At 67.5% G+C, this 17,997-nt stretch carries 16 protein-coding genes and 2 pseudogenes; 11 read left to right on the top strand and 7 right to left on the bottom strand.

Going from position 1 to position 17,997, the window contains the following annotated elements:
• Positions 1-118: pseudogene (locus AVHM3334_RS15485) on the bottom strand (IS630 family transposase); the annotation flags it as partial.
• A 286-nt stretch (positions 119-404) separates the two neighbouring features.
• On the opposite strand from AVHM3334_RS15485, the gene AVHM3334_RS15490 reads away from it, so the two are divergent.
• On the top strand, positions 405-1,091 hold the full coding sequence (locus AVHM3334_RS15490; RefSeq protein ID WP_284413705.1) for a Crp/Fnr family transcriptional regulator: 687 nt from the start codon (positions 405-407) through the stop codon (positions 1,089-1,091).
• 121 nt (positions 1,092-1,212) lie between these two features.
• On the opposite strand, the pseudogene AVHM3334_RS15495 reads toward AVHM3334_RS15490, so the two are convergent.
• A pseudogene (locus AVHM3334_RS15495) lies at positions 1,213-1,950 on the bottom strand (AMP-binding enzyme); the annotation flags it as partial.
• A gap of 280 nt (positions 1,951-2,230) precedes the next feature.
• The gene (locus tag AVHM3334_RS15500; protein ID WP_284413707.1) at positions 2,231-2,992 is read right to left on the bottom strand and encodes a nitroreductase; all 762 of its coding nucleotides are present in this window, start codon (positions 2,990-2,992) and stop codon (positions 2,231-2,233) included.
• 428 nt (positions 2,993-3,420) lie between these two features.
• Between AVHM3334_RS15500 and AVHM3334_RS15505 the strand changes: the two genes are divergently transcribed.
• The 9 genes from AVHM3334_RS15505 to AVHM3334_RS15545 all read left to right on the top strand — a co-directional run bounded on the left by AVHM3334_RS15505 (position 3,421) and on the right by AVHM3334_RS15545 (position 13,870).
• Positions 3,421-5,520, top strand: coding sequence for a 3-hydroxyacyl-CoA dehydrogenase NAD-binding domain-containing protein (locus AVHM3334_RS15505; protein ID WP_284413709.1), 2,100 nt, complete (start codon positions 3,421-3,423; stop codon positions 5,518-5,520).
• A gap of 49 nt (positions 5,521-5,569) precedes the next feature.
• The gene (locus AVHM3334_RS15510) at positions 5,570-6,745 is read left to right on the top strand and encodes an acetyl-CoA C-acyltransferase (protein WP_284413710.1); all 1,176 of its coding nucleotides are present in this window, start codon (positions 5,570-5,572) and stop codon (positions 6,743-6,745) included.
• A gap of 143 nt (positions 6,746-6,888) precedes the next feature.
• Positions 6,889-8,757 carry an acyl-CoA dehydrogenase gene (locus tag AVHM3334_RS15515; RefSeq protein WP_284413712.1) on the top strand — a complete coding sequence of 623 codons (1,869 nt, stop codon included), beginning with the start codon at positions 6,889-6,891 and terminating at the stop codon, positions 8,755-8,757.
• Between the two features lie 148 nt (positions 8,758-8,905).
• Positions 8,906-9,697 (top strand): SDR family oxidoreductase, encoded by a 792-nt coding sequence (locus AVHM3334_RS15520; RefSeq protein WP_284413714.1) that lies wholly within the window; start codon positions 8,906-8,908, stop codon positions 9,695-9,697.
• A 266-nt stretch (positions 9,698-9,963) separates the two neighbouring features.
• The gene (locus AVHM3334_RS15525) at positions 9,964-10,407 is read left to right on the top strand and encodes a PaaI family thioesterase (protein ID WP_284413716.1); all 444 of its coding nucleotides are present in this window, start codon (positions 9,964-9,966) and stop codon (positions 10,405-10,407) included.
• A gap of 106 nt (positions 10,408-10,513) precedes the next feature.
• Positions 10,514-11,530 (top strand): NADP-dependent oxidoreductase, encoded by a 1,017-nt coding sequence (locus tag AVHM3334_RS15530; RefSeq protein WP_284413718.1) that lies wholly within the window; start codon positions 10,514-10,516, stop codon positions 11,528-11,530.
• Positions 11,531-11,532: 2 nt separating this feature from the next.
• Entirely contained in the window at positions 11,533-11,988 is a 456-nt protein-coding gene (locus AVHM3334_RS15535) for a GNAT family N-acetyltransferase (protein WP_284413720.1), read from the top strand.
• Between the two features lie 47 nt (positions 11,989-12,035).
• Entirely contained in the window at positions 12,036-12,974 is a 939-nt protein-coding gene (locus tag AVHM3334_RS15540) for a glutathione S-transferase family protein (protein WP_284413722.1), read from the top strand.
• Positions 12,971-13,870 carry an SDR family oxidoreductase gene (locus tag AVHM3334_RS15545; RefSeq protein WP_284413723.1) on the top strand — a complete coding sequence of 300 codons (900 nt, stop codon included), beginning with the start codon at positions 12,971-12,973 and terminating at the stop codon, positions 13,868-13,870. The genes AVHM3334_RS15540 and AVHM3334_RS15545 overlap by 4 nt, the downstream gene beginning before the upstream one ends.
• Positions 13,871-13,942: 72 nt before the next feature.
• Here AVHM3334_RS15545 and AVHM3334_RS15550 read toward each other — a convergent pair whose 3' ends face one another.
• The 4 genes from AVHM3334_RS15550 to AVHM3334_RS15565 form a co-directional block, all read right to left on the bottom strand.
• Positions 13,943-14,740, bottom strand: a complete 798-nt coding sequence (locus AVHM3334_RS15550; RefSeq protein ID WP_284413725.1) for a 3-hydroxyacyl-CoA dehydrogenase — start codon at positions 14,738-14,740, stop codon at positions 13,943-13,945.
• Between the two features lie 118 nt (positions 14,741-14,858).
• The gene (locus tag AVHM3334_RS15555) at positions 14,859-15,908 is read right to left on the bottom strand and encodes an extracellular solute-binding protein (RefSeq protein WP_284413727.1); all 1,050 of its coding nucleotides are present in this window, start codon (positions 15,906-15,908) and stop codon (positions 14,859-14,861) included.
• Between the two features lie 195 nt (positions 15,909-16,103).
• Positions 16,104-16,505: a nuclear transport factor 2 family protein gene (locus AVHM3334_RS15560; protein ID WP_284413730.1), complete on the bottom strand. Its 402-nt coding sequence runs from the start codon at positions 16,503-16,505 to the stop codon at positions 16,104-16,106.
• A 138-nt stretch (positions 16,506-16,643) separates the two neighbouring features.
• The gene (locus AVHM3334_RS15565) at positions 16,644-17,204 is read right to left on the bottom strand and encodes a phasin family protein (protein ID WP_284413732.1); all 561 of its coding nucleotides are present in this window, start codon (positions 17,202-17,204) and stop codon (positions 16,644-16,646) included.
• A 224-nt stretch (positions 17,205-17,428) separates the two neighbouring features.
• Here AVHM3334_RS15565 and AVHM3334_RS15570 point away from each other — a divergent pair, with 224 nt between their 5' ends.
• Complete coding sequence (locus tag AVHM3334_RS15570) at positions 17,429-17,896, top strand: acyl-CoA thioesterase (protein WP_349816625.1); 468 nt, start codon at positions 17,429-17,431, stop codon at positions 17,894-17,896.
• Positions 17,897-17,997: the final 101 nt, after the last annotated feature.

The following is a 17,997-nucleotide window of genomic DNA, read 5'->3' on the forward strand; positions in this document are numbered from 1 at the left end:
AAGCCCGACGTGGGTTTTTGCCGTTGACCCAGCGAAAAACCTGGCGCTCCTGCACGGGTGTGAGGCTGCGCGGGCGGCCTGTGCCTTTGGTCGAGCGCAGCGCGCGCAGCCCATTTCCGCGCCCGCTAACACATTGTGGGCCAGGGTGCGTCCGTCTCGTTTCATGCCGTCAATGAAAGCACCGATCGCCGCTCTGCGCAAGAAAGTGTTCTCTAAGTTACTGACTTATGAGTAACTGAACGACCGCAAACGACAGATCCATAGGGCACGGCGGCAGACCGCTTTGGGTCGCAAACTGCCATGGCTCCCGCTGGCTGCACATCGGGCACACAAGCATCTCCCCCAATAGGCTCTCACAGCCACTTCCTCCAGAATCCAAGCGAACCTCTTTCGCCCCGCCGACAATGGATTCACCCTCCCTGGACACCTTCCTTTCCCAATCCGCCTGGACTGCTGCCCTCACCGAAGAACAGTCCAGCCGCATCCGCGCTGCGATCACCGTGCGCAGCTTCCCCGCTGGCAGCACGGTGTTCTCGCGCGGCCTGCCCACCGCGCATTGGGCGGGGGTGATGCAGGGCATGCTCAAGCTGGACAACATCACCGGCGAGGGGCGCACCAGCACGTTCGCGGGCGTGCCGTCGGGCGCGTGGTTCGGCGAGGGTTCGGTGCTGAAGGACGAGCCCCGGCCCTATGCCGTGACGGCGCTGACCGACAGCGTGGTGGCGCTGCTGCCGCGCAGCGAGTTCTTGCGGCTGTTGCAGGAAAGCCATCCGTTCGCGCTGTGGCTGATCGGGCAGCTCAATGCGCGGCTGGCCCACTACGTGGCGCAGGTGCAGACGGACCGGCTGGGCGATAGGACGGCGCAGGTGGCGTACAGCCTGTCGGGGCTGTTCAACGATGCGCTGTTTCCCAACACGGCGCGGCGCGTGGCGTTGTCGCAGGAAGAGCTGGGGCGGCTGTCCGGCGTGTCTTGCCAGGTGGCCAACCGGGCCTTGCAGGAGCTGCAGGACCGTGGGGCGATTCGGCTGGGCTACGGGTCCATCGAGGTGACCGACCTGAAGGTGCTGCAGGCCGTTGCGCGAGAGGGTTAGCGCCAGGGGCCATTCTTCGGATCAGGGGCTCGCGAAGTCGCCACGCCTCGGGGCGGCAGGTGCCTGTGTTGTTTGATCCGCGAAATCCTCACCATCGAATGCTTGCGCGCGTGTGCCCGGCTCAATCGGCCGGCAGTTGCGCCAGCTGCGTGATGGCCTCGCGGCTGCCTGCGATTTCGCGCAGGCGAAACTTCTGGATCTTGCCGGTGGCGGTGCGGGGCAGGGCGTCGAAGACGACGTGGCGCGGACATTTGAAGCGGGCGAGGTGGCTGCGGCAGAAGGCGATCAGTTCTTCGGCGCTGACGGTGCCCACGGCTTCGGGCTTGAGTTCCACGAAGGCGCAGGGCACTTCGCCCCAGCGCTCGTCGGGCTGGGCCACCACGGCGGCCAGCAGCACGGCGGGGTGGCGGTGCAGCACGTCTTCCACTTCCACGGACGAGATGTTCTCGCCGCCCGAGATGATCACGTCCTTGGACCGGTCGGTGATCTGAACGTAGCCGTCGGGGTGCATTACCGCGATGTCGCCAGTGTGGAACCAGCCGCCGGCAAATGCCTTGTCGGTGGCGGCGGGGTTCTTGAGGTAGCCCTTCATCACCGTGTTGCCGCGCAGCATGATTTCTCCGGCGGTCAGGCCGTCGGCGGGCACGGGCTGCAGGGTGTCGGGGTTCAGCACGCGCAGGTCTTCCAGCGCGGCGGCGCGCACGCCCTGGCGCGCTTGCAGTTTTGCGCGCGCTGCCTCGGGCAGGTCGGCCCAGCCGGTCTGGCGCACGCAGCTCACGGGCGTGCCGGAGACTTCGGTGATGCCGTAAACGTGGTCCACGTCGAAGCCCATGGCCGCGATGGCCTGCAGGATGGCGGCGCCGCACAGGGGAATGCCCAGGTGCGCCTCCAGCATGGCGGGCGTGTTGGGCGCGAGGATGGCCACTGTGTCGCCGCGCTGCACCTGCGCGCTGCGGTCCAGAAAGCCCATGGGCGTGAGCGGAACGTGGTTGGCCGCCGTGCGGCCCAGGCCCTGCCGGGAGGGGCTGCGGGAGGGGTTGCGGGAGGTGGCTCGGTCTGCTGCTGCTGCTGCTGCTGCTGCTGCTGCTGCGGTGGTGGTGGTGGGGATGACGGCCATGCGCTGTGTCTCCTGGCGGTTTTTATGCGTGGAAGGTGGTGAAGGATTCGGCGCTTTCGCGCTCGGTCACCAGCGTGTTCTCGATGCGGTCCGGGTCGGCGTGGCCCAGGCTCATGCCGCACACGACCATCTCGGTGTCGGGTATGTCCAGCGCGGCGCCGATGACCGGGTGGAACTTGGTGAACGCCACCTGCGGGCAGGTGTCCAGCCCGCGCGCCCGGGCGGCCACCATCACGCTTTGCAGGAACATGCCGTAGTCCATCAGGCTGCCGGCCTGCATCACGCGGGGCACCGTGAAGATCAGCCCGACCGGCGCATCGAAAAAGCGGTAGTTGCGGCCGTGCTGCGCATGCATGGCCGCCTTGTCGCCCTTGGCGATGCCCAGCAGGCCATACAAATCCCACCCGACCTTGCGGCGCCGGTCCACGAAGGGCGATACCCATTGCAGCGGGTAGTAGTGATAGGGCTCGGTGAGTGCCGCCGAGGCGTCGGCGTCGTCGTCCACGGCGGCGATGGCTTCGCTCAGGCGCGCCTTGGCGGCGCCCGTCAGCACGTGCACGCGCCAGGGCTGCGTGTTCATGCCCGATGCGGCGTGGCGCGCCACGTCCAGGATGGCGAGCACCGTCTCGCGCGGCACCGGCGTGGGCAGAAAGGCGCGGATGCTGCGGCGCGAGACGATGGCCCAGTCCACGGCCTGCTGCAGTGCTGCGGGCGTGACCGAGGGCGCGGCGCCGCGCCGGGCGGCGTGTTCGAGGGGCGTTGGATGTGCGGGGGAGGGCGTCATGCCGGCATGCTAGGCAGGGAGGCGGTTCGTGACTGTCGATGCGAAGACATTTGCGGACAGCGCCCGTTTCGGCGGCCCGCGCATGGCACAGGCGTGCTCCAGGCGCGCTCCAGGCGCACGGAGCGGCCTGGTATGTGGATGCTATTTATTTAATAGCATTATCCCCTAGTGTTTATTGCGCTTGAGGCCGATTCGATGCCCGGTGCGTTTTCGCACTGAGGCCGCGTGTCGGGGCAGGGTGGCGGGCGTTCATCGCCGGCGCCGGCGCTGGCGGGGCGGTTCGCCGCAGGCCCTGGCCGGGTGTCCCAGAGCGGACACCGGTGAATACCAGACCGCCATGCAAGCCCCCTAGAATGGAAAAGCACGATCGTTCGCTAAAAGGCCGCCAGGCCCGCAGCATTGTCTTTTCCAACCCGAGGAACAAGCGCATGACCGCTGAGTACCAAGTCCACGGCGATGTGGCCGTGATCACGCTTCAAAACCCCCCCGTCAATGGCCTGGGCCATGCCACCCGCCAGGGCGTGGCCGACGGGCTGGCGCGTGCCAATGCCGACGCGGCCGTCCGCGCCATCGTCATCACGGGCGCCGGTGGGGCGTTCTCCGGCGGGGCCGACATCAAGGAGTTCGGCACCGACAAGGCGCTGCAGGAGCCCAATCTGCAATCGGTGATCCTGGCCGTGGAGAACTCGGCCAAGCCCGTGGTGGCGGCGATCCATTCGGTGTGCATGGGCGGCGGGCTGGAGCTGGCGCTGGGCTGCCACTACCGCATCGCCGCGCCGGGCTGCAGCGTGGCGCTGCCCGAGGTCAAGCTGGGCCTGCTGCCCGGCGCCGGCGGCACGCAGCGCCTGCCGCGCGTGCTGGGCGTGGAGGCCGCGCTGAACATGATCGTGAGCGGCGAGACGGTCAAGAGCGAGCTGATCGGCTCCATCCCCGGCCAGAAGCTGTTCGACAAGCTGGTGGCCTCGCCCGAGGTTCTGGCCGCCGAGGCCCTGGCCTTCGCGCAGAGCGTCGCCGACGTGCGGCCCCTGCCGCTGGTGCGCAACCTGCCGTGCAAGCACCCCGAGGGCGATGCGTACTTTCAGTTCGCACGCAACATGGTCTTGGGGCTGGCCAAGAACTTCCCGGCGCCCGAAAAATGCGTGGACGCGGTCGAGGCCGCCACCAAGCGCAAGTTCGCCGACGGCATCGCCTACGAGCGCGAGCTGTTCGTCAACCTGATGTGGACGGCCGAATCGCGCGCGCTGCGCCACCTGTTCATGGCCGAGCGCGCCGCGAGCAAGATCGCCGACGTGCCCTCCGACACGCCCAAGCGCGACATTCGCAAGGTGGGCGTGATCGGCGCCGGCACCATGGGCGGCGGCATCGCCATGAACTTCCTGAACGCGGGCATTCCCGTCACCATCCTGGAGACCAGGCAAGAGGCGCTGGACCGCGGCATCGCCACGATCAAGAAGAACTACGAATCGCAGGTCAAGAAGGGCAAGCTCAAGGAAGACAAGTACCAGCAGCGCATGGGCCTGCTCGCCACCACGCTGCAGTACGACGACCTGAAGGACGCCGACCTCATCATCGAGGCCGTGTTCGAAGAGCTGGGCGTGAAGGAGGCCGTGTTCAAGCAGCTCGATGCCGTGGCCAAGCCCGGCGCGATCCTGGCGTCCAACACCTCCACGCTGGACGTGGACAAGATCGCCGGCTTCACGCAGCGCCCGCAGGACGTGGTGGGCATGCACTTCTTCAGCCCCGCCAACGTGATGAAGCTGCTGGAAGTGGTGCGCGGCAAGGCCACCGCCAAGGACGTGCTGGCCACGGTGATGGCCCTGGCCAAGAAGATCAAGAAGACCGCGGTGGTCTCGGGCGTGTGCGACGGCTTCATCGGCAACCGCATGATCGAGCAGTACAGCCGGCAGGCGGGCTTTCTGATCGAAGAGGGCGCCACGCCGCAGCAGGTGGACCAGGCGGTCGAAAAATTCGGCTTCGCCATGGGCCCGTTCCGCATGGGCGATCTGGCCGGCAACGACATCGGCTGGGCGATCCGCAAGCGCCGCTACCAGGAAAAGCCGGACATGAAGTACAGCAAGACGGCTGACCTGCTGTGCGAGATGGGCCGCTACGGCCAGAAGACCGGCGCGGGCTGGTACGACTACCAGGCCGGCAAGCGCGACGCGATCCCGAGCGACGTGGTCAACCGCATGATCGAGGACCACCGCAAGAGCCTGGGCATCACGCCGCGCAGGATCTCCGACGAAGAGATCGTGCAGCGCCTGGTGTTCTCGCTGGTGAACGAGGGCGCGCACATCCTGGAGGACGGCATCGCCGGCAAGTCGGGCGACATCGACATGGTGTACCTCACCGGCTACGGCTTTCCGATCCACCGCGGCGGCCCCATGCACTACGCCAACGAGGTCGGCCTGTTCAACGTGGTGCAGGCCATGAAGCGCTTCGCGCAGAACCCGCTGGACGATGCGAAGTTCTGGGAGCCCGCGCCTTTGCTGGCCCGGCTTGCCGCACAAGGCAAGACCTTCTCCTGACCCGACCGAGCGCACCGCACGTGTCCCCCCGAATCCCAAGGAATTGCACATGACCTCCGCAGTGATCGTTTCCACCGCCCGCACGCCGCTCGCCAAGAGCTGGAAGGGCTCGTTCAACATGACCCATGGCGCCACGCTGGGCGGCCATGCCGTGCAGCACGCCATCGCGCGCGCCGGCATCGACGGCGCCGAGGTCGAAGACGTCCTCATGGGTTGCGCCAACCCCGAGGGCGCCACCGGCGCCAACATCGCCCGCCAGATCGCGCTGCGCGCCGGCCTGCCGGTCAGCGTGTCGGGCGTGACGGTGAACCGTTTTTGCTCGTCGGGCCTGCAGACCATCGCCATGGCGGCGCAGCGCATCATCGCGGGCGAGGCCGACGTGTTCGTGGCCGGCGGCGTGGAGAGCATTTCCTGCGTGCAGCAGGAGATGAACCTGCACATGCTGCGCGACCTGGCGCTGGCCAAGGCCAAGCCCGAGATCTACTGGAGCATGCTGGAGACCGCCGAACAGGTCGCCAAGCGCTACGGCATCGGCCGCGACGCCATGGACGAATACGGCGCCGGCAGCCAGCAAAAGGCCTGCGCCGCGCAGGCCGCGGGCTTGTTTCAAGATGAGATCGCGCCCATCACCGTGACGGCCGGCGTGGCCGACAAGGTGCGCGGCCTCATCACCCAGCAGGTCACCGTCAGCAAGGACGAAGGCACGCGCGAGGGCACCACCAAGGAAGGCATCAGCGGCATTCGGCCGGCCATGCCCGGCGGCGTGATCTCGGCGGGCAATGCCAGCCAGTTCTCCGACGGTGCCGGCGCCTGCGTGCTGGTGAGCGAGGACTACGCCAGCCGCAAGGGCCTGAAGCCCCTGGGCCGGTTCCTCGGCTTCGCGGTGGCCGGCTGCGAGCCTGACGAGATGGGCATCGGCCCCGTGTTCGCCGTGCCCAAGGTGCTGAAGAAGCTGGGCCTCACGGTGCAGGACATCGACCTGTGGGAGCTGAACGAAGCCTTCGCGGTGCAGGTGCTGTACTGCCGCGACAAGCTGGGCATTCCCGCCGACCGGCTGAACGTGAACGGCGGCGCCATCGCCCTGGGCCACCCCTACGGCGTGAGCGGCCAGCGCCTCACGGGCCATGCGCTCATCGAAGGCAAGCGCCGCGGTGCCAAGCGCGTGGCGGTGACGATGTGCATCGGCGGCGGCATGGGCGCCGCCGGCATCTTCGAAGTGCTGTAACGCCGGGGGCACGCCCGTAGCGATGCCCCCTGCCGGTGACCAGAGCGCCGCCGCCGCCCAAGCCGGTGGCGGATGCTTGCTATTTTATTTGTAGCAATGTGCCGCCGTATTCATTGCGGTAGCGCCTTATTCGATGCCCCATCATGAGCCTGCGCACCACGGTTGATTTCTTGCTCTACGACTGGCTGGACGCCCCCGCGCTGCAATCGCGCGAGCGTTTTGCCGACCATTCGCGCGAAACCTTCGATGCGGTGCTGGACACCTGCCAGCGCATCGCGCGGGAGAAGTACGCGCCCTTCAACCGCCTGGTGGACACCCAGGAGCCGCGCTTCGATGGCGAGAAGGTCATCCTGCCGCAGGCCACGCACGAGGCGCGGCGCGCCTATGCCGAGTCGGGCCTGCTGAGCGCCGCGCAGGACTACGACCTGGGCGGCATGCAGCTGCCCTACACGGTGGAGGCGGCGGCCAACAGCTTCTTCGCGGCGGCGTCGGCCAGCATCGGCTCCAGCCTGCTCACTTCGGGCAACGCCAACCTGCTGATGGCGCACGGCACGCCGGCGCAGCAGCAGGTGTTCGCGCACAACGAATTCAACGGTCGCTGGGCCGGCACCATGTGCCTGTCGGAGCCGCAGGCGGGCTCGTCGCTCTCCGACGTGGCCACGCGCGCCATGCCGGATTCGGACGGTGATGAGGACAGCGGCGGTGGTGGTGGCGGTGGTGCCTGGCAGCACGACCCGCTGGGCCCGCGCTACCGGCTCACCGGCAACAAGATGTGGATCTCCTGCGGCGACCACGAGCTGACCGAGAACATCGTGCACCTGGTGCTGGCCAAGATTCCCGGGCCGGACGGCAAGCTGGTGCCGGGCACGCGGGGCATCTCGCTGTTCATCGTGCCCAAGCGGCTGGTGGATGCGCAGGGGCAGCTCACGGGCGTGCGCAACGACGTGGCGCTGGCGGGGCTCAATCACAAGCTGGGCTGGCGCGGCACGACGAACACGCTGCTCAACTTCGGCGAGGGGCGCTACCCCGTCGAAGGCCGCGCGGGCGCCATCGGCTACCGGGTCGGCCAGCCCGGCGAGGGGCTGAAGTGCATGTTCCACATGATGAACGAGGCCCGCATCGCCATCGGCATGGCTGCGACCATGCTGGGGCTGGCGGGCTACGAAGCGAGCCTGGATTACGCGAAGAACCGGCCGCAGGGCCGGCTGCTGGGCAAGGCCGGCAAGGATGCGGCCTCGCCCCAGGTGCGCCTGATCGAGCATGCCGACATCAAGCGCATGCTGCTGGCGCAAAAGAGCTACGGCGAGGGTGCGCTGGCGCTCAACCTGTTCTGCGCGCGGCTGGTGGACGAGCAGCACACGGGCGCCTGCGCCGAAGCCGACGAGGCGCGGCTCCTGCTGGAGGTGCTCACCCCCATCGCCAAGAGCTGGCCCAGCGAATGGTGCCTGGAGGCCAATTCGCTGGCCATCCAGATCCACGGCGGCTATGGCTACACGCGCGACTTTCCGGTGGAGCAGTATTGGCGCGACAACCGCCTGAACATGATCCACGAGGGCACGCACGGCATCCAGGCGCTGGACCTGCTGGGCCGCAAGGTGCTGATGGAAAACGGCCGGGGCCTGCAACTGCTGGCCGCGCGCATCAACGCCACCGTGGAGCGGGCCATCCAGCAGCCCGCGCTGGCCGAGCATGCCAATGCCCTGGCGCAGGCCCTTCAGCAGGTGGGCGCGGCGACCAAGGCCGCCTGGGCGACGGGCGAGCCCACCGAGGCGCTGGCCAACGCGGTGCCGTACATGCAGGCCTTCGGCCACATGGTGCTGGCCTGGGTGTGGCTGGACGTGGCCCTGGCCACGCTGCGCACCGATGCCGCGCAGGCTGCGCCCGCCAGCGTGGGCCGCCTGGGCGCGGCGCGCTACTTCTTCCATTACGAACTGCCCAAGATCGGCGCGTGGCTGAACGTGGTGCGCACGCGCGACGACACCTGCGCCAGCCTGCCGGAAGACGCGTTCTGAGCGGCCGGCTGCATCGCCGCACGCGGACCGCGCGCGGCGCCCCGGCATCGCCCGCGAGACAGCGCGGCGGCCCCGCGCGCAGCACAATGCACCGGCGCCGCGCAGACGACGCCGGCCGACCCATCCACACCAACGAGGAGACCCAACCATGACCCGCACCATCCAACAACTGTTCGACCTCTCGGGCAAGACCGCGCTGGTCACCGGGGGCTCGCGCGGGCTGGGGCTGCAGCTGGCGCAGGCGCTGGGCGAGGCCGGCGCGCGCATCGTGCTCAGCTCGCGCAAGGCGTCCGACCTGGAGGAGGCCACGGCCACCCTGCAGCAGGCCGGCATCGACACCCGCTGGATCGCCGCCGACTGCGCGCAGGAGACCGACATCCGCCGCCTGGCCGACGAGACGCTGCAGCGCGTGGGCGACGTGGACATCCTGGTCAACAACGCCGGCGCCGCCTGGGGCGCCCCGGCCGAGGACCACCCGGTGGAGGCCTGGGACAAGGTGATGAACCTGAACGTGCGCGGCTACTTCATCCTGAGCCAGCAGATCGCCAAGCGCAGCATGATCGGGCGGCGCAGCGGCAGCATCATCAACGTGGCGTCCATCGCCGGGCTGGGCGGCAACCCCAGCGGCATGAACACCATCGCTTACAACACCTCCAAGGGCGCCGTGATCAACTTCACGCGTGCATTGGCGGCCGAATGGGGCAAGTACAACCTTCGCGTGAACGCCATCTGCCCGGGCTTCTTCCCGAGCCGGATGACGGCGGGCACCCTGAAGGCCATGGGCGAGGAAAAACTCGCCAACCATGCACCGCTCGGCCGCCTGGGCGACGACGAAGACCTGAAGGGCCTGTGCCTGCTGTATGCCAGCGACGCCGGCAAGCACATCACCGGCCAGTGGCTGGCCGTGGATGGCGGCGTGAGCATCGTCACCGGAGGCTGAATGTCCTGCGCCCCCACGGTTGCGCACTGCGTGTCGCTTCCTGCCCCCCAAGGGGGCTGCGTTTCGCCTTGGGGCGGCCCGGCGGCGAAGTATCGCCCCCACGGTCGCGCACTGCGTGTCGCTTCCTGCCCCCCAAGGGGGCTGCGTTTCGCCTTGGGGCGGCCCGGCGGCGAAACCTCTGCTACCCCAGCGGCAGCGGCGGTGAGGCGGGCGGTGTCTTTTCGTGGCTATGCTTTTCGTCTTTCCATTGATTCCTGGAGTGCCCTGTGCTGAGTTTTGGTGTCGAAATTCCCTTTGTCGATGAACTGGGCTTCACGCTGCACCGCATGGCGGACGGCGAGTCCGAGCTGCGCTACGAGGCGCGCCCCGAGCACATGAACTCGTTCGCCGTCACCCATGGGGGCGCTGCCATGACGCTGCTGGACGTGGCCATGGCCACGGCGGCGCGCAGCGATACGCCCGACTTCGGCGTCGTCACCATCGAGATGAAGACGAGCTTCATGCAGCCCGCGCGCGGCCCGCTGGTGGCGCGGGGGCGGCTCATCCACCGCACCGTGGCCATGGCCTTCACCGAGGGCACGGTGTCCGATTCGGAAGGCCGCGTGTGCTGCCATGCCACCGGCACGTTCAAGTACGTGCGGCGCAAGCTGGCCCCCGCGGGCGCGCCGCAAGGCGCGGGCGCCGTGGAAGGCGCGCTGTCCACCGATTGATCCGTCGGCTTTCAGGCCCCGAGGCCTTTGAGTCAAACTGCCTGCCAGCGCAATGAATACGCCGGCAGGCTGCTATGAAAAATGTAGTAAACCCAAGGAGTCCACCATGCCTTCCAACCAACAGATCCTGCTCGACAACCGCCCGCAAGGCGAAGCCGCCACCAGCAACTTCAAGTGGGTGACCACCGACACGCCGGCCCTGAAAGACGGCGAGGTGCTGGTGCGCCACCACTACCTGAGCCTGGACCCGTACATGCGCGGCCGCATGAACGACAGCAAGAGCTACGCGGCCAGCCAGCCGCTGGGCGAGGTGATGATCGGCGGCACGGTGGGCGAGGTGGCCGAGAGCCGCCACCCCAAGTTCGCCGTGGGCGACAAGGTCGTCGGCATGGGCGGCTGGCAGCAGTACAGCGTGGTGGACGGCAATGCGCCCGGCATGCTGCGCAAGGTGGACACCACCCACGTGCCGCTGTCGCACTACCTGGGCGCCGTGGGCATGCCCGGCGTCACCGCCTGGTACGGCCTGGTCAGGATCATCGCGCCCAAGGCCGGTGAAACCGTGGTGGTGAGCGCCGCCACCGGCGCGGTCGGCAGCGCCTTCGCCGCGCTGGCCAAGGCCCGTGGCTGCCGCGTGGTGGGCATCGCCGGCGGCCCTGACAAGTGCAAGTACGCCACCGAAGAGCTGGGCTTCGACGCCTGCATCGACCACCGCGAGCACGGCGACCTCAAGTCCATGTCCAAGGCCCTCAAGGAAGCCTGCCCGAACGGCATCGACGGCCACTTCGAGAACGTGGGCGGCTACATCCTCGACGCGGTGCTGCTGCGCGCCAATGCCTTCGCCCGCGTGGCCGTGTGCGGCATGATCGCCGGCTACGACGGCCAGCCGCTGCCGCTGCAAAATCCCGCGCTGATCCTGGTGAACCGCATGAAGATCGAAGGCTTCATCGTGAGCGAGCACATGGAGATCTGGCCCGAAGCCCTCAAGGAACTGGGCACGCTGGTCGGCTCCGGCAAGCTGCGCCCGCGCGAGACCGTCGCCGAGGGCCTGGCCGCCGCGCCCGAAGCCTTCCTCGGCCTGCTCAAGGGCAAGAACTTCGGCAAGCAGCTCGTCAAGCTCGTCTGACGATGGCGCTGCACTGGACCTGGGCCCGCTTCGACGACATGGGCGTGCATGCGCTGCACGACGCGCTGGCGCTGCGCTGCCGCGTGTTCATCCTCGAACAAGGCCCCTACCAAGACCCTGACGACGCCGACAAGACCGCGTGGCACCTGCTGGGCCGGGGCGGGGCGGGCGACCTGCAGGCCTACCTGCGGCTGTCCGACCCGGGCGTGCACTACGTGGAGCCCTCCATCGGCCGCGTGGTCGTCGCGCCCGAGGCGCGCGGCACCGGCATGGGCTGGGCCCTGGTGCGCGAGGGGCTGGCGCGCGCGCAGGCCACCTGGCCGGACCGCGCGGTGCGCATCAGCGCGCAGGCGCACCTGCAGCGCTTCTACGGCGAGATGGGCTTCGTTGCCGTCTCGGCCGAATACGTCGAAGACAACATTCCCCACATCGAAATGCTGTGGAGCGGCCCCGCCTGACGGCGGGCCGCGCCCGAGCACCCGCACTCAGGCCAGGAGAATCGCCCATGACCGACTTGATCCTTCACCACTACCCCTCGTCGCCGTTCTCCGAAAAGATCCGCGCCGTGATGGGTTTCAAGCACCTGGCCTGGAAGTCGGTCATCGTGCCCCGCTTGGCGCCCAAGCCCGACGTGCTGGCGCTCACCGGCGGCTACCGGCGCACGCCGTTCCTGCAGGTGGGGGCCGACATCTACTGCGACACCGCGCTGATCTGCGACGTGCTGGAGCACGCCCAGCCCGAGCCGGTGCTGTACCCGCCGCACCTCAAGGGCGTCTCGCGCGTGTTCGCGCAGTGGGCCGACACCACGCTGTTCTGGGCCGCCATGGCCTACAACCTGCAGCCGCGCGGCGCGGCGGTGCTGTTCGCCAACCTGCCGCCGGGCGCGATCCAGGCGTTCGGCGAGGACCGCAAGGCCATGACCGTCGGCATGAACCGCCTGCGCCCGGCGGATGCCGCGGCGGCCTACCGCTCGTACCTGCGCCGCATCGCGCACATGGCCGAAGAGCACGAATTCCTGTTCGGCGCCGAGCCGTGCCTGGCCGACTTCGCCGCCTACCACCCGCTGTGGTTCACGCGCACCTGCGTGCCGGTGATGGCCGACATCTTCGCCGCCACGCCCGCCGTGCCCGAGTGGATGGACCGCATCGCCGCCCTGGGCCACGGCCGCATGGAGAAGTTCACCGCCGAGGACGCGATCGCCGTGGCCGCTGCGGCCGAGCCCCTGCCGTTGCCGCCGGAGCCGTTCCAGGACGAGCACGGCATCGCGCTGGGCAGCCGGATCACCATCGCCGCCGAAACCTTCGGCACCGAGCCGACCGAAGGCACGCTCGTCGCGGCCACGCGCACGCGCTACACGCTGGCCCGCACCGATGCGCGGGCGGGCACGCTGCACGTGCATTTCCCACGCATCGGCTACGTACTCAAGACAACGGAGACAGCATGATCGAATCGTTCGAGGGCAAGACGGCGGTACTGACCGGCGCGGGATCGGGCTTCGGCCTCGAATGCGCCCGCATCGGCGCGCAGCGGGGCATGAATCTCGTGCTGGTGGACGTGCAGCAGGACGCGCTGGATGCCGCCGCGGCCGAGCTGCAGGCTGCGGGCGCCGCCGTGCTGGCGCGGCGCGTGGACGTGGCCGACGCCGCGCAGATGGAGCAGCTGGCCGCCGACGTGCAGCAGCGCTTCGGCGCGCCGCACCTCGTGTTCAACAACGCGGGCGTGGGCGCGGGCGGGCTGCTGTGGGAAAGCAGCGTGAAGGACTGGGACTGGGTGATGGGCGTGAACGTGATGGGCGTGGTGCACGGCGTGCGCCTGTTCACCCCCATGATGCTGGCCGCCGCCGCGAAGGACCCGCAGTGGCGCGGCCACATCGTCAACACGGCCAGCATGGCCGGGCTGCTGACGGCCCCCAACATGGGCATCTACAACGTGAGCAAGCACGCGGTGGTGGCCCTGTCCGAAACGCTGCACCAGGACCTGGCGCTCGTCACCGACCAGATCGGCGCCAGCGTGCTGTGCCCGTACTTCGTGCCCACGGGCATCACCCGCAGCGAACGCAACCGGCCGGACACGCCGGCCGTGCAGCTCACCAAGAGCCAGATGATCGGCCAGGCCATGACCGACAAGGCCGTCAGCAGCGGCAAGGTGACCGCGGCCGAAGTGGCACAGCGGGTGTTCGACGCCGTGGGGGCAGGGCAGTTCTACATCTTCAGCCACCCGCAGGCGCTGGGCAACGTGCAAAGCCGCATGGAGCACATCGTGCGCGGCGAGAACCCGCCCGACCCGTTCCTCGCGCGGCCCGACATCGGCCAGCGGCTGCGCGAGCAGCTGCGGGGGTAGGCTGCAGGATGGTTGCAGGGGAAAGGTTGCTGGCGGATTTATCAACTAAAAAGGCCGCCAGCACATATTCCTCTAGGGGGTGTTGCTATTATTTAAATAGCAAACTGTTGATCGGCGCGGCGCCAGGCGGATCGCGCCGTCCAGGCGGATCACCTCGCCGTTGAGCATGTCGTTCTCGAAGATGTGCTGCACCAGGCGCGCGTAGTCTTCGGGCGTGCCCAGGCGGCTGGGGAACGGAACGCCGGCCGCCAGCGCATCCTGCACTTCCTGCGGCATGCCGAACAGCATGGGCGTGCCGAAGATGCCGGGGGCGATGGTCATGTTGCGGATGCCGTTGCGCGCCAGATCGCGTGCGATCGGCAGCGTCATGCCCACGATCCCGCCCTTCGAAGCCGCGTAGGCCGCCTGGCCGATCTGGCCGTCGTAGGCCGCCACGCTGGCGGTGGAAATCATCACGCCGCGCTCGCCGGTGGCTTCGGGCTCGTTCTTGGCCATGGCTTCGGCGGCCAGGCGGATCATGTTGAAGCTGCCGATCAGGTTCACCGTGATGGCCTTGGTGAACAGCGGCAGGGCGTGCGCGCCGTTCTTGCCCACGGTCTTCTCGGCGGGGGCGATGCCCGCGCAGTTGACCAGGCCCATCAGCTTGCCCAGGGACACGGCCTTGGCCACCACGGCCTGGCCATCGGCTTCCTGGCTCACGTCGCACTTCACGAAGGCGCCGCCGATGTCGCGGGCCACGGCCTCGCCCTTGTCGGCCTGCATGTCGGCGATCACGACCTTGCCGCCCTGCGTGGTCAGCTTGCGTGCCGTGCCTTCGCCCAGGCCGGACGCGCCGCCGGTGACGATGAATACCTTGCCTTGGATGTCCATGGGAATTGACTCCTCGATGTGAATTACGTTAACGTAAACGTCAATTATGGCCGAAGCACCGGACGCGAAAAAGCCCGGCGAACCGGGCTTTTTGCAGGGGGGAGGCGAGGCGTGCGGCTTACTGGAAGTTCACGCGGTCCAGCATCTGCTGCACCTTCGTCATGTGCTCGCCCACGGCGCTGATCGGAATGGTTTCGCTCTTGAAGGGCTTGCCGTCCGTCATGGCCTTCAACGCGGGGTTGGCCGTGTCCACGCCCTTGGCGGCGGGCCATTCGTTGTTGCCGTTGGCGAAGTAGTTCTGCGCTTCGGGGCTGGCCAGGTATTCCAGGAACTTGACCGCGTTGGCCTGGTTCTTGGTGTTGCGCGCCACGGCGCCACCGGCGATGTTCATGTGCGTGCCCCACGATTGCTGGTTGGGGAACACCACCGACACCTTGCCGGCGATGGCTTTGTCCTCGGGCTTTTCCGAACGCATGATGCGGGCGAGGTAGTAGCTGTTGGTCACGGCGATATCGCACTCGCCCGACGCCACGGCCTTGATCTGGTCGGTGTCCCCGCCCTTGGGTGGGCGTGCCAGGTTGCCGGCCACGCCCTTGAGCCAGGCCTCGGCCTTTTGCTCGCCCATGTGCTCGGTCACGGCGCCGAACAGGCTCAGGTTGTAGGGGTGCGAGCCGGAGCGGATGCAGACCTTGCCCTTGTTCTTGGGGTCGCCCAGCTCTTCGTAGGTGTCCACGTCTTCCTTGCTGACCTTGTCCTTGTTGTACACGATCACGCGGGCACGGGTGGACAGGCCGAACCATGCGATGCCGCCATCGGCCGCGGGCTTGGCGCGCAGGTTGGACGGAATGGTGTCTTCCAGCACCTTGGAGCGAATGGGCAGGAACAGCCCATCGACCTCGCCACGGTACAGCCGGGCCGCATCCACCAGCAGGATCACGTCGGCGGGTGAGGCCGTGCCCTCCGCCTTCAGGCGGGCCATGATGCCGGCGTCGTCGGCGTCCACGCGGTTCACCTTGATGCCCGTGGCCTTGGTGAAGCCGGTGTACAGCGCTTCATCGGTGGCGTAGTGGCGCGCGGAGTACAGGTTGACCACCTGATCCTGGGCGGACGCGGCGCCGGCTGCGGCGAAAAGGCAGGCCGCCAAAACGGCTTTCATGGACTTCGACATGGATGCGGTCTCTTTGAATGTGGAAACCGGGCGATGATAGGGCCAACGAGAATGATTCTTAAGTATGGCCTGAGGAATCGCAGGTTTATCGCAGGGTCTCGGCCCGTCCATGCCAGTGTGAATGCTGGCCGTGCCGTGCCGTGCCGTGCCTGGACGAGAAGAGAAGAGGAGAGAAGAGACCCCTGCCCGAGTCGCTCACGCATCCGGATCGAACGGCGCGGTGGGCGTTCCCTGGTGAAAGCGCATCTGCCAGCCGAGTGGCAAGCGCTCCCAGATCGAGGTGCGCAGCGTCCAGCGGTCGAAGGCTCCATCGGCCAGCCGGTGCACCGAGCGGTAAGTGAGCAGAGCGACGGCATCGCTCAAAAGCGTGATCTCGAAGCGGTCCGCGAGCAGGGTGGTGAGGGCTGGGCCCTGCGGCAGCGCCGGCAGTTGCGACAGGACGTCTGCCTTGGCATAGGTGCCGCCCGACCGGCCGAACTCGCGAAAGCCGTCGTGCAGGAGTGCGCCCAGCCTTGCCGGATTGCCGCGAGTCTCCGGGGTGTGCAGCTCGACTTCGAGGGCTTTCAGCAGCGCAAGGACGTTGTCAGTGGTTTGCATGGATGCGGACGTTGCGCCATGCCGGCGCCTGGGACTGGACTGGGGCCGGGAATCTACGGGCAAAAAAAAGCCCGGTAGAAACCGGGCTTTGAATTGGATCCCTGAAACCGTTCTCGAGAGATCCAAGGAGACAACTTTTTAGCGCTTGCGCTGCTGCACGGCGGCGGCCGACTTGGCAGCGGCGTTGGCGGCCGTGTTGGCCACGGCGTTGAAGTTGGCTTCAGCGACATCGCTGGCTTGCTTCACGGCCTTTTGCACGGATTCGAAAGCGTTGTTGGCTGCGGAGACGGCGCTCTTGAACACGGCCACGCTGGTTTCGGAGCCAGCGGGGGCGTTCTTGGCGGCGGTGTCCACCAGGTTGCTGAAGTTGCGCTGGGCTTCGGAGGCCTGGGCTTCGAACGTGCGGCCGAATTCAGCGCTGGTGCTCGATGCGATGTCGTACAGGTGGCGGTTGTAGGCGGCGGTCTTTTCAGCCAGGGGCTGGAACAGGCTGGACTGCAGGGACAGCAGCTCTTGTGCATCCTTCACGCTCAACACGGCTTGCGTGTGCGTGGCGACTTCGGCCAGGGCGGCACGGGAGGCGGTCACGTTCAGCTCGACCAGCTTTTCCATGCCTTCGAAGGCCTTGTTCGTCAGGCCGAACAGGGTTTCCAAATGGGCCTTGTGGGATGCGATGAGTTGTTCTGGGGTCAGCGACATGGTGTATCTCCTATTGATGGGTCCGCGAGGGACAAAGGGTTGAGACATCTGCGCTGTCGTGACCCGTGAGTCATGTTGCAGTGCAGCATGGATGGGATTCTAGGCCGTTGAGAACAGGAATCAAGCGATTTTGCTGCGTTGCAACATGATTAGAGTGCATTACCAAAAACGGTCGTCGCATGAGGCACATCAAACAGAAAGCCCCGCTGGCAGAATTTGCGCCCATGAATGCTCCGCCTTTGACTGCGCCGCCCCGCCGTGCGCCTGAGCCGCGCTCTGCCTATTCCGTCTTCCGCACGATTACCACGCGCTGGGCCGATAACGACGCCTATGGCCACGTGAATAATGTGATTTATTACAGCTGGTTCGATACCGCCGTCAATGCTTATTTGATCGAGCAGGGCGCGCTGGATATCCACTCGGGCGAGACGATTGGCCTGGTGGTGGAAACCCAATGCCATTATTTCGCCCCGCTGGCATTTCCCCAGACGGTCGAGGCCGGCATTCGCGTGGCGCACTTGGGAAATTCCAGCGTGCGCTACGAAGTCGGGCTGTTCGCCCAGGGCGCGGCCGAGTCGGCGGCAGGCGGGCACTTCGTGCATGTGTATGTGGGCCGTGAGGACCGCCGGCCCCGCCCGCTGCCGCAGCGGTTGAAGGACGCGCTCGCGCCCCTGCACATTCCCCGGGATTGAGCGGCCCATGAAAAAAGCACCGGCGCGCTTGCGCGGCCGGTGCTCTATCTCTATGGCTTGCAGGAGAGCCGTCCTGGCAGGCCGTTCTCCGCCTCCGCCAG

It is taken from the genome of Acidovorax sp. SUPP3334, from assembly GCF_030159055.1.
Taxonomy (GTDB): Bacteria; Pseudomonadota; Gammaproteobacteria; order Burkholderiales; family Burkholderiaceae_C; genus Paracidovorax.

Coding starts and splice junctions, on each gene's coding strand:
- AVHM3334_RS15535 (WP_284413720.1), top strand. CDS start 11,533: ATGGCGCTGCACTGGACCTGGGCCCGCTTCGACGACATGGGCGTGCAT.
- AVHM3334_RS15550 (WP_284413725.1), bottom strand. CDS start 14,740: ATGGACATCCAAGGCAAGGTATTCATCGTCACCGGCGGCGCGTCCGGC.
- AVHM3334_RS15565 (WP_284413732.1), bottom strand. CDS start 17,204: ATGTCGCTGACCCCAGAACAACTCATCGCATCCCACAAGGCCCATTTG.
- AVHM3334_RS15515 (WP_284413712.1), top strand. CDS start 6,889: ATGAGCCTGCGCACCACGGTTGATTTCTTGCTCTACGACTGGCTGGAC.
- AVHM3334_RS15500 (WP_284413707.1), bottom strand. CDS start 2,992: ATGACGCCCTCCCCCGCACATCCAACGCCCCTCGAACACGCCGCCCGG.
- AVHM3334_RS15490 (WP_284413705.1), top strand. CDS start 405: ATGGATTCACCCTCCCTGGACACCTTCCTTTCCCAATCCGCCTGGACT.
- AVHM3334_RS15540 (WP_284413722.1), top strand. CDS start 12,036: ATGACCGACTTGATCCTTCACCACTACCCCTCGTCGCCGTTCTCCGAA.
- AVHM3334_RS15505 (WP_284413709.1), top strand. CDS start 3,421: ATGACCGCTGAGTACCAAGTCCACGGCGATGTGGCCGTGATCACGCTT.
- AVHM3334_RS15530 (WP_284413718.1), top strand. CDS start 10,514: ATGCCTTCCAACCAACAGATCCTGCTCGACAACCGCCCGCAAGGCGAA.
- AVHM3334_RS15545 (WP_284413723.1), top strand. CDS start 12,971: ATGATCGAATCGTTCGAGGGCAAGACGGCGGTACTGACCGGCGCGGGA.
- AVHM3334_RS15555 (WP_284413727.1), bottom strand. CDS start 15,908: ATGTCGAAGTCCATGAAAGCCGTTTTGGCGGCCTGCCTTTTCGCCGCA.
- AVHM3334_RS15560 (WP_284413730.1), bottom strand. CDS start 16,505: ATGCAAACCACTGACAACGTCCTTGCGCTGCTGAAAGCCCTCGAAGTC.
- AVHM3334_RS15570 (WP_349816625.1), top strand. CDS start 17,429: ATGAATGCTCCGCCTTTGACTGCGCCGCCCCGCCGTGCGCCTGAGCCG.
- AVHM3334_RS15510 (WP_284413710.1), top strand. CDS start 5,570: ATGACCTCCGCAGTGATCGTTTCCACCGCCCGCACGCCGCTCGCCAAG.
- AVHM3334_RS15520 (WP_284413714.1), top strand. CDS start 8,906: ATGACCCGCACCATCCAACAACTGTTCGACCTCTCGGGCAAGACCGCG.